This window comes from Pontibacter korlensis, from assembly GCF_000973725.1.
GTDB lineage: Bacteria > Bacteroidota > Bacteroidia > Cytophagales > Hymenobacteraceae > Pontibacter > Pontibacter korlensis.
This window is the reverse complement of sequence record NZ_CP009621.1, coordinates 2,480,994-2,497,736: the sequence shown is the minus strand read 5'-3', so window position 1 is coordinate 2,497,736 and position 16,743 is coordinate 2,480,994. Positions and strand designations below refer to the sequence as shown.

The window sequence follows — 16,743 nt, the reverse complement described above, 5'->3', positions numbered from 1 at the left end:
TGCAGGCTATTTTTAATAGCTAAAACCATATTGCAAAATGGTTAAGTTATATTAACCAAGTTAGTATGTAAGTAAGAGCGCGTGAATGATATAATCCTGGTGATAAAACAGAACAGCAGAAGGCTCAGGGAGCACCTCGCTGATTATGAAATGCCGGGTTCACAGTCATAACTGGTTAATTCCTATACTTTTTTTTATTATTCAAAGAATGTATACACAAGACAAATAATTTTGTTTCATCCAAAACAAAGTTTTAATAAAAAAAATCATATATAATCTTTTGAAATTGCACTACATTATTTCATACTAAAAAGCTCTTAAAAGAGAATAGCTGGCTATATTAGCAGCAGGGGCAGGAAAGCTTCTATGGAATAGCACTATAAAGTAGCACTAAAAACATGAACCGTCGCACACATCTCCTCATTCGCAAGTCACATCGCTACCTTGGGTTAGTAACAGGTGTGCAATTTGTTCTCTGGACAATAGGAGGCTTATACTTTAGCTGGTCCGATATCGATGAGATTCATGGCGACTTTCAGAAGAAGGCCCCTGCCAATTTTGAAACCAGTATGGCAATGGTATCACCAACGGAAGTGCTGTCACAGCTATCACAAGCTGACTCTGTAAAATCTGTCCGTTTGATCGATATACTTGGAGAGCCACACTACCAGGTTGTGTACTTCGCAAGCCACGGGGAGCATGCTATGCACCACACTCAACTGGCACTTGCCAGCACAGGTGATTTACGAAAGTCCTTAACGGAGCAGGAGGCTGTACAGATGGCGCAGAACAGCTTTAATGAGCCTGTACAGGTGGCAGAGGTAGAGTACCTGACAGAAGGAGATGTAGGGAGCCACCACGAATACCGTGAAAGTCCGTTGCCTGCCTATGCTGTAACCATGCAGCACCCTACTAACACAACAGTATATGTATCGAGCGAGCGGGGCGAAGTAATGAAGTTCCGCAACAATAAGTGGCGTATATTTGATTTCCTGTGGATGCTACACACAATGGATTACCAGGGCCGAGACAACTTTGGCAACCTATTGCTGCGCTTCTTTTCGGTGGTAGGACTGATCACTATACTTTCAGGATTCGGCCTGTACTTTGTTAGTTTCCGGGGCGGGAAAAGAAAATCAGCAAGAGCAGGATCTTCCAGGCCTAAGACTATAGCATAAGTATAAGAGCAGCTAGCTCATTAACCAAAAACCTGTACTGTTGACTAGAAATCAGTATATACCTCTTTCGGTCTCTATTATAAATTAGCAGCACATTGTTAAAAAGGATAGTATACCGCCTCTGCTGATCTTTCTTGATGATTAACTGTGCCATAGGAGGCTCTGAAGCTTTTCGCTCAAGCACTGTTACTACTATTGCAAAAGCCTGCGCAAAACAGGAAATTGCAGATATAACCATTATCTAACCTATTCTTCACCTTTACAACATGAAAAACTTACGCGTTCTTGCTGTAGCAGCTATGCTGGGCCTTGGGCCAGTGGCGGTAGCACAGCAGGCCGAAACACCTCTCTCCTATTACCTGCCTGCTGAGGTATCGTACAACAGCAGCATTCCAACACCTAAAGATATTCTAGGGTACAATGTAGGCGAATGGCATGCCAGCCACGACCAACTAGCTATGTACATGCGGCAGATGGCAAACCTCTCCGACCGTATTACCATAACAGAGTATGCCCGCACTCACGAAAACCGCCCGCTGTACCTGCTTACCATCACCTCGCCTAAGAACCACCAGAACCTTGAGCAGATAAAGCAGAAGCACCGCCAGCTTAGTGATCCGTCAGCATCTGGAAAGCTAAATATAAAAGAGATGCCAGCTGTGGTATGGATGGGCTACAGTGTGCATGGCAACGAACCAAGCGGCAGTAATGCCTCCCTATTGGCTGTTTATCATTTGGCAGCAGCACAAGGGCCAGAAATAGACAAGTTGCTGGATGAGACCATTATCCTCATAGATCCATCTATAAACCCGGATGGAATGAACCGCTTTGCCAGTTGGGTTAACTCACACCGCAGCAAAAATCTGATAACAGACCCTAACAGTGCCGAGTTTGACGAGGCATGGCCAAGAGGTCGTACGAACCATTACTGGTTCGACCTTAACCGCGATTGGCTACCGTTGCAGCACCCGGAGTCGAAAGGCAGGTTGGCAAAGTTCCACGAGTGGAAGCCTAATGTGCTTACAGATCACCACGAGATGGGAACCAACGCTACTTTCTTCTTTCAGCCAGGTATACCGAGCCGTAACAATCCGCTTACGCCAGAAAACAACTTTAAGCTGACACAGAAGATCGGCACCTTTCATGCCAAAGCACTGGACAAGATCGGCTCCTTTTATTATACTGAAGAAAGTTACGATGACTTTTACTACGGCAAAGGCTCGACTTACCCAGATGTAAATGGTTCGGTGGGGATACTCTTCGAACAGGCCAGCTCCAGGGGCCATGCACAGGAAAGCGTGAATGGTGTGCTGACATTCCCGTTCACGATCCGCAATCAGTTTACTACTACCCTCTCCACCCTGGAGGCGGTGCAAGCCATGCGCGAGGAGCTACTGGCACACCAGCGCGATTTCTATAAGCAGGTACAAAACGAGTCTAAAAAGGCTTCAACCAAAGCTTATGTATTCGGTTCTGAACTTGACAGAGCCAGAGCTTTCCATTTGGCTGAAATTATTAAGCAACACCAGATAGAGGTATACCGCCCGAAGGAGAGCTTCAAGATCAACAACTTTACTTATACACCAGAGAACGCTTACATCATCCCAACCGATCAGCCACAGTACAGGCTGATTGAAGCGATGTTTGAGAGGCGCACCACTTTCCAGGACAGCCTTTTCTACGACATCTCCGCCTGGACATTCCCGCTGGCTTTTGACCTCGACCATGCTGCGCTCTCCTCCCGTAACTTTAAGAGCAGCCAGTTGGGCCAGAAAGTAGAAGACCTGAAGTTGCCAGAAGGTGAGGTTGTAGGAGGCAAAAGTGACTATGCTTACACGTTTGAGTGGCATGGTTACTATGCGCCCCGTGCTCTTAACCAGCTAATGGACCGAGGCATCAACACAAGGGTAGCTACCGATAAGTTTACAACTGCGGAAGGCAAGAAGTATGATTATGGCACCATACTTATACCTGTGGCTGGCCAGTCGGTAAATGCTGAAGCCCTTCACCAAATTATGCAGGAAGTTGCACAGCAAAATGCCCTGAAGGTATACGCCATGAACACTGGCTTCAACCCGCTAGGTATAAAATTGGGCAGCCCGATGGTGCTGAGCCTGAAGCAACCTAAGGTAATGATGCTGATCGGTGATGGTGTAAACAGCTATGATGCTGGCGAGGCTTGGCACCTGATGGACGACCGCTTCGGCATGCGACCGGTTCTGATAAAAACCAACGACTTTAACCGCTCAGAAATAAGCAAGTACAACGTAGTGGTAATGGCCGAAGGCTCTTACAGCAATATCTCCAAAGACAAGCTACGCAATTGGGTGCTCCAAGGTGGCACAGTAGTGGGCATGGGCACAGCGGCTAAGTGGTTGTCAGACAATGGCATTGGTAACATTACTTTCACGAAGTCGGAGCCAGATACTGCCGCACAAAAAGCTTATGCCGACATGGCAAATTCAGAAGGAGCCCAGGTTATTGGTGGCGCTATCTTTGAAACAAAGCTGGACCTGACACACCCCTTAGCTTACGGCTATACTGATGAGCAATTGCCAATATTCCGCAGCAACACCCTGTTTATGGAGCGCTCTAAAAGCCCGTATGCTAACCCTGTGATGTATACAGCCAACCCACTGATGGCAGGATATATTTCTAAGCCAAATCTACAGAAGGTGAAAAACACGGCTGCGGTAGATGTATCTACTATAGGTGCTGGTAAAGTGATTGCGATGCCTGATAACCCGAACTTCAGAGCATTCTGGTACGGCACCAACAAGCTGTTCCTGAACAGTATCTTCTTTGGCCAGATCATCAGCGGCAATTCTGCCCGTGCGGAGGAAGCTCATTAATTAATAGTTACCAAACCGAAACAACAATATTTGGGGCATCGGTGATAAACAGCCATTGATGACTAAATTTTTAAAAACAGGAAGAGCCTGTGCAAATGCGCTGGCTCTTCCTGTCTTACCTCTACAGTTAAACCTTACGGCATTCTGAGCCCAAGTACAATTTCGTGGGAGCCAGCGCTGTGGTGGCGCATAGGCGATATCGTGATGTCATACGTATAGCTTAGCTGGTATTGCTGTTTAAGCTGTATCCCAGCCAATCCCACTATGGCATCCTGGGTGCGGTATGAAATCCCTGCCCAAAGCATATCATCATACTTCGATTTGCGCCTGTTTGTAAAATGATAGGCACCTCTCACATTAAAATCTGCCTGCACCGGAGCGGGGTTTACATGCTTGATCAAAACAGAAGGTGTGACGGTAATATTTCTGTTAACATCAATGTTATAGCCTCCCGAAATAAACAAGTGGCGCGACAACCTGCTTGGGTCCTCCACTCCCTTATTCTTCATAATTTTATTGCCCAGTACCTGAAACAAAGATGCCCCCGCATAAAACTCTTCGGAGTGTAAATATGCTCCTACGCTTAGGTCAGGCATAAAGGCATTGAGACTACCTTGCTGCGTAACAGGGTCACGCTCGTTAGACCCCTCGGCCAAGTGTATCTTGTTCTCATCAAACCTGTACTGCTGCACACCAGCAAACAAGCCAGACGAAAAATAGATGCTTCTGTTGATAGGCACATGGTGCGCGTACGACAACTGCAGGCCTGTTTGCGTGATGGGTCCTGTTTGGTCGGTATACACATAGCCACCAACACCGTGGTAAGGCTGTACCCTGCGGCTCCGAATGGTGCGCTTAAACAGAGCTGTTTCTGCGCTCAAGTAATATGTCTTGGGGGCTCCTTCAAAACCTGTCCATTGGTTGCGGTAGCCTGCCTTAATGTTCCAGTCTTTGTCAACTCCAGCCACGGCGGGGTTAAGCAGGTAATAATTGGTCATGTACTGGCTGTAAAGTGCCTTCTGCTGTGCCACAGCTACCGAACTTATTAGCAGGAAGCAAGATATTAGGATGTAATTCTTCATAACACGCTGATGTTTTTCGATGGCTGATTTATCGCATGATGGTTACTGATGTCTTGAGCGGTGCAGTACCGTCGCCAAGTTCTATGATGCAGTAGTAAGTGCCGTCTGGCAGACGCTTGCCGTTATAGGTACCATCCCAAGGTTTGGCGTATCCTCTGGAGGTATATACAGGGCTTCCCCAACGATTGTAAACCGATACTCTGCACTGTGGGTACAGCCTAGGCAGGTTCTTAAGTACCCATGTGTCATTCACCCCGTCACCATTTGGAGTGAAGCCATTCGGAATATCAAGATCATCTAAGCCTTCTATTTCGAAGCTGATTTCTGCTATACAGCCCCTGCTGTCTTTCACCATCAGCGTATAGGTGCCTGCGCCAAGGTTTGAGAACACAGAATCAGAACTGAAGCTGCCACCGTTTACCTGGTACGTATAAGGGCCGACTCCCCCACTAATGGTTGTTACCGCGGCACTACCCGATTTCTCAAGTCCTATGGCTTTAGTGAGTGGTGTTACCTCTAACAAAATTGGCTCTGCGGCCTTCACTTCTACTGTGCCTACTGTAACAGCACATGTTTCAGAGAATTTGGTGATCAGTTGGTAAGTGCCTGCAGCCAGATTTTTGAACACAGCTTCTTTCTGGAAGGTCTTGCCATTGTCGATGCTGTACACAGTTTGTGCATCTGCGCCTGTTGCGGTAAAGGCAATCACACCGGTGGCATCACCGTAGCAGTTCAGGTGCTGCACGTAGTCTAGTGAACTGCTTACGCCCTCTTCCATCTTCACCGGTATGCTGAAGGTACAATCCTTGGCATCTTTTACTGTGAGGGTGTAATTACCTGGTGCTACATCAGAAAGAGTGGTAGATGAGGTGTAGTTTACCCCATCCAAAGAGTAAGTATAAGGTGCTGTACCACCGGTCACTTCACCAATAGCAACCTGCCCCATAGAGTGGTTGCAACCTGCAGGTGTTACAGTTACTCCTAGGTCAGTGATAGCTGGCGTGTTGCCGATGGTGATAGTTTCAGTACTTATGCAGCCGGTAGCATCTTTTAGAGTTACCTGGTAAGTTGCCGCAGCCAAACCCTTGAATTCTGGTGCACTTTGGTAAGCTGCCCCATCTATACTATAAGTATAAGGAGCAGTGCCTCCGCTCACTTCCTCAATTCTAAAAGCCCCATTGTCTGCACCACAGCTGGCATTAGTTGCGGTTACATTGAAAGTCGCACTGCCACTGTTCTCAATCAATTGCTTTTTGGTGAGAGTACATCCTTCGGCATCTTTTACTACAACCGTATATTTTCCGGCTGCCAGATTATTGAAGGAAGCTGAGGTTTGGAAGCTGGTACCATCGAGGCTGTAAGTATAAGGCGCTGTGCCACCACTCACCGACGTTACTACGATGGCTCCGTTATTTTTCCCACAGGTTGCTCCCGTAGTGGAGACTGTCGCTTCCTGCAGCCCTTTAGACTCAACAACAGCTGTAACTGATGTGCTGCAACCGTTGGCATCTTTTACATACACTTCATACCTGCCAGCTGCCAGTGCAGTAAAGGCAGCAGATGCCTGGTAGCTGATACCGTCCAGCGAATAAGTATAAGGTGTGCTCCCACCTGTAGCTCCGGTTACCGTGATGGTGCCGTTGTTTTCTGTGCAGGAAGCAGGCGTAGTAGTAGCTGCTATGTCAGAAGGGCCAGCAATATCTGTAACTTTCACTTCCTGAAGGAACACACAGCCGTTGGCATCCTTTACAGTGATGGTATGGTTTCCGGCAGTCACTTCGCTAAACACAGCTGAGGTTTGGAAGCCACCTTCGTCTAGCGCATACACATATGGAGCCGTACCACCCGTTACATTGCTAACGCGGATCTCACCATTTGCACTACCACAGGTTGCCGAAACTGTTGCCAGCTCTAACCCTGATGGCCCGGCTACATGCCCTACCTCTGCTTGTTTGGCAAAAGTACATCCCTTGGCATCTCTTACAGTTATAGTATGAACACCCGCAGACAGGCCAGTTAGTGTAGCATCTGCCTGGAAGTTGACACCGTCTGCACTATAAGTATAAGGTGCTGTGCCACCTGCTGTATTACCTACAGTAGCCTTGCCATTAGCACTACCACAGGCTGCAGCTGTAGTAGTTATTTGGAATCCGGTAGGGCCATTGGCGTTGGTAACAGCAACAGGCTTGGCAAACAGACAGCCGTTGGCGTCTCTCACAGTTACCCGGTACTCCCCAGCCACCAGTGCCGTGAAAGCATCTGAAGCTTGGAAGTCCTTGCCGTTGATAGAGAATGTATAAGGTGCTACACCACCAGCTACAGCAGTAATAGTGATCTGACCATTGCTTCTGCCACAGGAGGCCGTCTGCGCAGAGGCTGTTAGATCAGAAGGACCTTCTACGTGATGCACCTCCACCTCATTAGTAAAGGCACAGCCGTTTGCATCTTTCACCGTAATGGTATAAACGCCTGCTGCCAGTGAGATGAAAGTTGAGGCAGTCTGATAAGCTCCACCACTGATGCTGTAAGTATAAGGTGCCTTACCCCCTTCTACTGCACTAATTGTGATGCTTCCGTTTTCGTTGCCACAGCTGGCAGCGTTACTAGAACTAGTGAAGCCTGCCGGACCTTCTTTGCCTACTTCTACCTCTCCAGAAACATTACATCCGTTGGTGTCCTTTACTGTGATGGTATACTCTCCTGGAACCAGGGCTTCAAAAGTTCTGCTAGCCTGGAAGTTTACGCCATCAATAGAGTAAGTATAAGGAGCTGTACCGCCCGTAATTCCGCTTACTGTAATACTTCCGTCATTCCCTGCACAGCTGGCAGCTTTTGAATTTGCTGCCACAGCAGTAGGACCGCTGACATCAGGCACCTCGAGGCTAGTGGCATAAGTACATCCATTGGCATCTTTCACCGTGATGGTTTGTGTGCCTGCAGCTAGTCCCCTAAAGGCAGCTGATGCCTGGTAGTTTTCACCATCTATACTATAGGTATAAGGCGCTGTGCCACCGTCTACACTAGTAATACTTAACTCTCCGTTGCTAGCTCCACAGGTAGAAGGCTTTGTTTCGGCAGCAAGGTTTGTTGGCCCAGCAATGTTCTCCACTGTTACTTCTGCTGAGAAAGTACAGCTGTTGGCATCTCTTACAGTAATGCTATATTTCCCTGCCAGTATTGCTTCAAACCTTGTTGATGTCTGGAAGTCTGTTCCGTTGACCAAGTAAGTATAAGGAGCAGTGCCGCCGGTAACGTTGCTAACACTGATGCTTCCGTTGCTGGCACCACACGTAGACGAGGCACTAACCAACTCCATTCCGGTAGGACCTTCTATATTGTCTACTACTACAGACTTGGTTACTATACAACCGTTAGCATCTCTTACTGTAATGATATGCTCCCCTGCCACAAGTCCTGTTAAAGTAGCTTCTTCCTGGAAAGTAGTGCCGTTAGCGCTGTAAGCATAAGGAGCTGTACCGCCAATCAGATCATTTACTGTAACTGTACCGTTGGCACGTCCGCAACTGGAAGGATTGGCTAGAGCACTGAAGGCAGTTGGACCTGGAATGTTGTTAAGGATAACTGCCTGAGTATACGTACAGCCGTTAGCATCTTTCACGGTTAGTTCATACTCTCCAGCTAGCAAAGAGCTAAAGCCTGTACTGCTCTGAAAGTCGGTGCCGTTGATGGAATAGGTATATGGGGCTACTCCTCCAATTACTTCACTAATCGTAATTGTGCCGTTGCTGTCGCCACAGGTAGAAGGCTCCGTAGAAACCGCCACTTCAGTAGGGCCAGCTATATCCTCTACCTGCACCTGCTTACTGAATGTACATCCTTTCGCATCTTTAACCACGATGGTGTACACGCCAGCCACAAGACCTGTAAGTGTAGCCTCCTGCTGAAAGTTAACGCCATCTTTACTATAAGCATAAGGTGCTGTACCTCCAGATACATCTCTTACTGTAACAGTCCCGTTGTTTCCTCCGCAAGTAGATGCTTTGGAAGAGGCAGTAAAGTTTGTCGGCACATTTTGATTGACTGAAACAGTTCCTGTTGCCATACAACCGTTCGCATCTTTAGCTGTGATAGTATAATCACCTGTCGCCAGTGATGCGAAGGAAGTGCTACTCTGAAAGTTGACACCATCTATACTATAGGTATAAGGAGCTGTACCGCCGTTTACCGCACCAATTATAATGCGACCGTCATTGTTAGCACAGCTGGCAGCCTCGGCAGTTGCGGCTACAGCAGTAGGTCCGGCAATATCCGATACCGAAGCTGCGTACGCGAAAGTACAGCCGTTGGCATCCTTTACTGTTACTGTATATGATCCGGCAAGCAAACCCGTGAACAAAGCTGATTCTTTGAAGTTGGCACCATCTATACTATAAGTATATGGTGCTGTACCTCCGGATGCATCGGTTACGCTTAGCTCTCCGTTATTACTGCCGCACGTACTTGCTTTTGAGGCTACAGAGATGTTAACCGGACCGGCAATATTTTCTACAGTAACCTCTTTGGCGTAAGTACAGCCATTGGCATCCTTCACTATAACTGTGTAATCCCCTGCCGTAACAGAGCTGAAGGTAGCCTCCGCCTGGAATGTGCTTCCATCAATAGAGAAGGAATAAGGAGCTGTGCCACCTGTTACGCCTTCTACCGAGATGCTGCCGTTAGCACTGCCGCAGGTAGAGGCTACAGAAACAAGTGACAATTCACTTGGGCCCGGGATGTTCTCAACAGCTATTGATTTCTCAACTATACAGCCATTAGCATCTTTCACAATTATGGTGTAGTCGCCGGCTGTTATGTTTTCGAAAGTAGCTGAGGCTTGGAAGCTTTCTCCATTCTTGCTGTAGGTATAAGGTGCAGTACCTCCAGTTACCTCACTCACCACTATGCTGCCATTGCTGTTGCCACAAGTAGAAGCTTTTGCGGTAAAGCTAAATTCACTTGGTCCGGCAATGTCCTCCACTTCAACAGTGCTTGTACCCAGGCAGCCGTTGGCATCTTTCACCGTAATAGTATAAGAACCTGCCAATAGATCAGAGAAGACATTAGAGTCCTGAAAGTCTGTACCGTTGATGGAATAGGTATAAGGACTTACTCCACCGGTAACGTTGCTAGCTTCAACCCGACCATTGCTTGCACCGCAGGTGGTAGAAGTGGTTGCAATTTGGAAAGTAGGACCTTCCAGATTCTTCACTCCGACACTTCCAGTGTATGTACAACCCTTGGCGTCTTTCACCGAAACAGTATGTGTGCCTGCCGCCAGACCAGTAAATGTGGCAGAAGTCTGAAAGGCAGATCCATCGACACTGTAAGTATAAGGAGCAGTACCACCCGCTACACCTGTCACTGTTAGCCCGCCGTTGCTGTTGCCACAGGTAGCAGACACAGAAGAAGCAGTAAGCGCTGTCGGCACGTTCTGGCCTACTCTTACTGAAGTGGTGACAGTACAGTTATTAGCATCCTTAGCCGTTACCGTGTAGGTGCCTGAGGCGAGTCCGGAGAAAAGAGTTGCCTCCTGAAAGTCCCTCCCGTTGACCGAGTAGGTGTAGGACCCGGCACCGCCCGTCACCTTGCCTACCGTGATGCTGCCGTCGTTGTTTTGGCAGCTGGCAGGTGCAGAAGTAGCCGCCACGGCTGAAGGCCCTGCTATGTTGGTTACAGTAACATCCTTGGTGACAACGCAGCCATTGGCGTCCTTCACCGTGAGGCGGTGCGTTCCGGCGGCAAGCCCTGCGAAGGCCCCGCTCTCCTGGAAGTTCACCCCGTCTCTGCTGTAAGTGTAAGGCGCCGTTCCGCCTGTTACACCCGTCACAGAAAGCTCACCGTTGCTGTTGCCGCAGGTGCTCGAGGTAGCGCTGACAGCAAAATCCGTAGGTCCGGCAATGTTTTCCACCACAACCTCTTTGGAGAAAGTACAGCCGTTAGCATCCTGTACAGTTACCGTGTACTCTCCTGCCAGCACTGGCCTGAAAGTAGACCCAGCCTGAAAGGTGCTTCCATCTATAGAGTATGTGTAAGCAGAAGTACCACCTGTTACACTCTCCACTTTTATGCTACCGTTTCTTCCGCCACAAGTGGAGGAGGTGCTGGTAAGGCGAATATCGCTTGGCCCAGCAACATCGCCTACCTCAATAGCTTTTGTGAAAACGCAGCCATTCTTATCTTTTACAGTGATGTCGTAAGTACCGGCAATCAACCCAGTGAAAGTAGCCGAAGATTGGAATGTTACATTGTCTTTGCTGTAGGTGTATGGGGCAACACCTCCTGTAACATCGCTTAGAGTTATACTTCCGTTGCTGTTGCCGCAAGTAGAGTTCTGAGCTGTAGCCGTAAAAGCAGGACCTGTAATATCTGGCACAACAACATCTTCTGTATACTCGCAGCCATTGGCATCTCTTATGTGAACGGTATAGGTGTCGGCTATCACTGCTGTAAAAGAAGCATCATCTTGGAAGGTTTTTCCATCTATACTATAGGAGTAAGGAGCTTTGCCTCCTTCTATGTTGCTGATCGTGAAAGAACCATTATTACCTCCACAGGTAGAAGCGCTAACAGATGCAGTCAAGTCAGAAGGTCCTGCTATGTTCGTTACCATCACCGACTTCGTGAAAGTACAGCCTTTGGCATCTCTTACAGTTATGGTATGTGCACCTGCCAGAAGTCCCTGAAAAGTATTTGAAACCTGAAACTCCCAGCCATCATTTTTATAATAATAAGGTGCTGAGCCGCCTGTTACCCCACTAATTGTAATGCTGCCGTTATTGTTTCCACATGTGGATGACACTGTAGAGCTGGCAAAGTTTGTCGGTACATTCTGGTTTACTCTTACAGTAGTGGTTACCTCACATCCGTTGGCATCTTTAGCCGTTACCGTATAAATTCCTGAAGCAAGTCCTGAAAAAGCTTTCGTGCTCTGAAAATCTTTTCCGTTGATGGAATAGGTGTAGGAAGCGGTACCCCCAGTTACAGTGCCCACTGTAATGCTGCCATCGTTGTTTTGGCAACTGGCAGGTTGCGCAGAGGCTGTTACTACTGTAGGCCCAGCAATGTTAGAGATGGTGAATGATTTGGTGAGAACGCATTTGTTAGCATCACGCACGGTAATGGCATGAGAACCGGCAGCCAGTCCTGCAAAAGTAGTGGCGCTTTGGAAGTCGCCCCCATCTATACTGTAAGTATAAGGGGCTGTGCCACCTGTCACCCCAGAAACTACTAACTGGCCATTGCTATTGCCGCAGGTAGAAGATGTGGAAGTAGCGGCCAAATCCGAAGGCCCAGCTATATTGTTAACCGTTATACCCTTAGAGAAAGTACAGCCATTAGCATCTTTCACGGTTACCGTGTAGTCTCCAGCCAGCACCAAAGCGAAGGTTTGTTCGCTCTGGAAGCTTCCACCGTTCAGGCTGTAAACATAAGGAGCAGTGCCACCCGTAACTCCTGCTACACGAATAACACCATTGCTGTTACCACAAGTAGAGGAAGTACTTTCCAGCGCCATGTCACTTGGACCGGGAATGTCTGTTACCACCACTTCCTTGGCTAGCGTACACTCGTTGGCATCTCTTACTGTGATAGTGTAGGTGCCTGCCAGCAGCCCTGTAAAGCTAGCTGAGCTCTGAAAGTTATCTCCGTCTATACTATAACTGTATGGAGCCTTGCCTCCTGCTGCGTTAGTAACCGCTATACTTCCGTTACTGTCTCTACAGGTAGATGCCTGTGCTGCAAGGGTAAAGGATGGACCGGCAATATTATTTACGGCAACATCCTCTGAGTACAAACAGCCGTTGCCATCCTGCACTGTTACTGTATAGGTACCTTCAGCAAGTGCTGTGAAAGTGGCTGAAGTTTGAAAGTTCTTCCCATCCAGGCTATACTCATAAGATCCTGTACCGCCGCTTACTCCTGTAATGCGTAATTCTCCATTACTATTGCCGCAGGTGCTTGAGGTTGCGCTAATCTCCAGGTCAGACGGCCCAGCAATGTTGCTAACATTAACAGCCTTGGAGTATGTACAGCCCTTGGCATCTTTTACCGTAACAGTGTGCGTGCCTGCCGCCAGACCAGTAAAAGTAGCCGAAGTCTGAAAGGCAGATCCATCTACACTGTAGGTATAAGGAGCAGTACCACCCGCTACACCTGTCACTGTTAGCCCGCCGTTGCTGTTGCCACAGGTAGCAGACACAGAAGAAGCAGTAAGCGCTGTCGGCACGTTCTGGCCTACTCTTACTGAAGTGGTGACAGTACAGTTATTAGCATCCTTAGCCGTTACCGTGTAGGTGCCTGAGGCGAGTCCGGAGAAAAGAGTTGCCTCCTGAAAGTCCCTCCCGTTGACCGAGTAGGTGTAGGACCCGGCACCGCCCGTCACCTTGCCTACCGTGATGCTGCCGTCGTTGTTTTGGCAGCTGGCAGGTGCAGAAGTAGCCGCCACGGCTGAAGGCCCTGCTATGTTGGTTACAGTAACATCCTTGGTGACAACGCAGCCATTGGCGTCCTTCACCGTGAGGCGGTGCGTTCCGGCGGCAAGCCCTGCGAAGGCCCCGCTCTCCTGGAAGTTCACCCCGTCTCTGCTGTAAGTGTAAGGCGCCGTTCCGCCTGTTACACCCGTCACAGAAAGCTCACCGTTGCTGTTGCCGCAGGTGCTCGAGGTAGCGCTGACAGCAAAATCCGTAGGTCCGGCAATGTTTTCCACCACAACCTCTTTGGAGAAAGTACAGTCATTGGCATCTTTCACCGTTACCTTGTACTTCCCTGCGACAAGTGTCCCAAAGGTTTTTGAAGTCTGAAAACCTCCATCGTTTATACTATAAGCAAAAGGAGCAGATCCACCTACAACTTCTCCCACCACTATGCTACCGTTATTTGAGCCGCAGGTAGAGGAGTTGGCTGTCAGTTTGAGTTCGCTCGGACCGGCAATATCTTGCACTTCAACCTGCTTCACAGCTGTACAACCGTTTGCGTCAGCCACAGTTATATCATAAGTTCCGGCTAGCAGGCCCGTAAAAGAAGGTGCATCCTGGAAAGTTTCTCCATCTATACTATAAATATAAGGTGCCTTACCGCCTGTAACATTCGTTACTGCAACTTCTGCATTACTACCTCCGCAGGTAGAAGCTTGGGCAGAGAGGATGAAATCAGGTCCGGGAATGTCGGGCACGTTAACAGCCTCTGTATAGACACACCCTTTGGCATCCATTACATAAGCGGTATAATCACCGGCTAAAAGTGCTACAAAAGTGTTTGAGCTCTGAAAATTATCGCCTGTCAAGGAGTAAGCATATGGCGAGGTGCCACCCGCCACTGTTATCACCATTTCAGCATTGCTGTCGCCACAGGTAGAAGCCTTCACTGTTGCCGTAAGATCTGACGGCCCAGCAACATTATTTACCAATACTGACTTTGAGAAAGTACAGCCCTTGGCATCTTTTACCGAGATGATATGATCCTTGGCTGCTAAGCCAGTGAAGGTAGCTGAAGTTTGAAATGCACTTCCACCCAAGCTATAGCTATAAGGAGCCGTGCCACCTGATACGCCCGTTACTATTATCTCGCCGTTGCTGTTGCCGCAAGTAGAAGACTTTGTTGTGGCACTAAAACCTGTAGGCATTGTTTGTGCAACTCTTACAGGGGTGGTTATAGTACAGCCGTTGGCATCCTTAGCCGTTACTGTGTAGGTGCCTGAGGCGAGGCCAGAGAAAAGAGTTGCCTCCTGAAAATCCTTTCCGTTGATGGAGTAGGTATAGGAAGCAGTACCGCCGGTTACCCTGCCTACCGTTATACTGCCGTCGTTGTTAGCACAAGAGGCTGTGGTGGTTGTGGCAGCCACGGCAGTTGGCCCAGGTATGTTTGTGATAGAAACACTCTTTGAGAAAGTACAGCCATTGTCATCTTTCACAACGATGGTGTACGAACCTGCAGCTAGTCCTGAGAGTGTAGCTGAAGCCTGAAACGTTTTTCCATCCTTGCTGTAGGTATAGGGGGCTGTACCATCAGTAATATCACTAACGGTTATACTTCCGTTGCTTGCTCCACAGGTTTCTGATTTCACGCTAGTGGTAAAGCCGGTAGGCCCCTGCACCTCTGTCACTGTAAATTCTTTCTGAATGGAACAGTTCTGCCCGTTGTTTACAGTTACAGTATAGGTGCCCGCAGGTTTGCCTGTGATGCTTGCCGTAGTCTCTCCGGAGCTCCATAGGTAGGACACAGCACCGTTAGCCCCGGTAACATTCGCCGTGATGGTGCCCAACGTGCCACTACAAATAACTGGGGTGCCTGTTAGCTCAACATTTACTTCATAAAAGCTGATCACCACCTCATCTGCCACTGGGTCACAAGAGCCATTACCTGTGGAAGTTAGCCTAAGCTTTACAGATCCTGCCCTGATTTCTTCCTCCGTTGGGGTATAGGTCGCATTTAAATCGGTGTTGCTGGGGCTGAATGTGCCAGCGCCTCCACTCCAGACACCACCTATAGCAGCTGTTACCACACCGGAAAGCTGTACCGGATTCTGCGCACAAACAAGCTGATCTACACCTGCGTTAACGGTGAGGTTCGAGAAAACCTCTACCGAAGCCGAGAATTCACGGCAGTTAGGATAGTTTACATTTCTGGCCTCTAGTTTATACATGCCGGGAGTGGTAGCAACATAATCAGGTTGATTTCCCACTTGGTTCCCGGCAGCGTCAGTCCATATATAGCTGAAATTACCATCGCCACCAGTCACTGTTCCGCTTAACACAACTCCACTGCCGCCCGGACAGATAATGGCAGGTTCTGGCCCTATATTAATAACTGGAGGTGGATAAAAGTATACCCTTACTACATCGCAGTAAGGAAGCGTGGAGCACGGGGAAGCTACTGATCTACCGCATACTTCATAATCAACATAAGCCGGAGCATTTTCATCCGGTGTTACCACAGGGTTAGCATTTCCATTCGGAAAGCTCAGGTACTTATTGTAGACTCCTCCTCCTGTAATATCATTCCAGGTGATGGACTCCTCTTCAAATGCTATTGGAGCAAAAAGTGTTGTAGAGCAGCCTGCTGTTACAGATACGTCTCCCTGGGGCTCAAAGGCAGCTATAGACTTTATAACAAACTCTCCCTTGGCATTACCGGGCATACACAGTGTTAGCACATGAGGGCCTGTACCATCCACACATATCGGGTCTCCTACCTGCACTTGTGGACCACAATCTATTTGGTATCCCATAGATCCAGACGGCACAGGTCCATCTATAATCTCAAACTCTAGCCCTGCAGCATTCCTATCCAGAGTGATGTTGAACTGGACACAGTTATCATTGCTGTCTGCACCACATAGCTGCCCGTTTCTTGTGACCGACCCGGAAGTCCAGGTACCGTTGGGTTCCCCGGTTAAGTCTACATTGAATACCGGCACAGTGTTGTTCTTCTGCGCGGACACGCTTGAAAGCATTGCGAGCTGCAATACCCAGCACAAGCACACAAAAAATAAGCGGCTAAGTATTTGGGTAGAGATTGTTGCCATAGGCGATCGATTAAAACGTGATTGATTAATTCTTATAATATTCAGAAGGAGGCTTTTTTACAGTCACTCCAGGCCTAATCTAATTTAAAAGGCATCAAACGAGTACAATT

The 16,743-nt window shown here is 48.3% G+C and carries 4 protein-coding genes; 2 read left to right on the top strand and 2 right to left on the bottom strand.

Annotated features, from left to right (window positions below; genetic code table 11):
- Nucleotides 1-398: 398 nt before the first annotated feature.
- Together PKOR_RS10900 and PKOR_RS10890 are read left to right on the top strand one after the other, a co-directional pair.
- On the top strand, nt 399-1,178 hold the full coding sequence (locus tag PKOR_RS10900) for a PepSY domain-containing protein (RefSeq protein WP_046310730.1): 780 nt from the start codon (nt 399-401) through the stop codon (nt 1,176-1,178).
- Between the two features lie 266 nt (nt 1,179-1,444).
- The gene (locus tag PKOR_RS10890; protein ID WP_046310726.1) at nt 1,445-4,030 is read left to right on the top strand and encodes a M14 family metallopeptidase; all 2,586 of its coding nucleotides are present in this window, start codon (nt 1,445-1,447) and stop codon (nt 4,028-4,030) included.
- A 134-nt stretch (nt 4,031-4,164) separates the two neighbouring features.
- On the opposite strand, the gene PKOR_RS10885 is transcribed toward PKOR_RS10890, so the two are convergent.
- Together PKOR_RS10885 and PKOR_RS24745 are read right to left on the bottom strand one after the other, a co-directional pair.
- Nucleotides 4,165-5,112, bottom strand: a complete 948-nt coding sequence (locus PKOR_RS10885) for a PorP/SprF family type IX secretion system membrane protein (RefSeq protein ID WP_046310725.1) — start codon at nt 5,110-5,112, stop codon at nt 4,165-4,167.
- Between the two features lie 28 nt (nt 5,113-5,140).
- Complete coding sequence (locus tag PKOR_RS24745; protein WP_046310724.1) at nt 5,141-16,561, bottom strand: T9SS C-terminal target domain-containing protein; 11,421 nt, start codon at nt 16,559-16,561, stop codon at nt 5,141-5,143.
- Between the last annotated feature and the right edge of the window lie 182 nt (nt 16,562-16,743).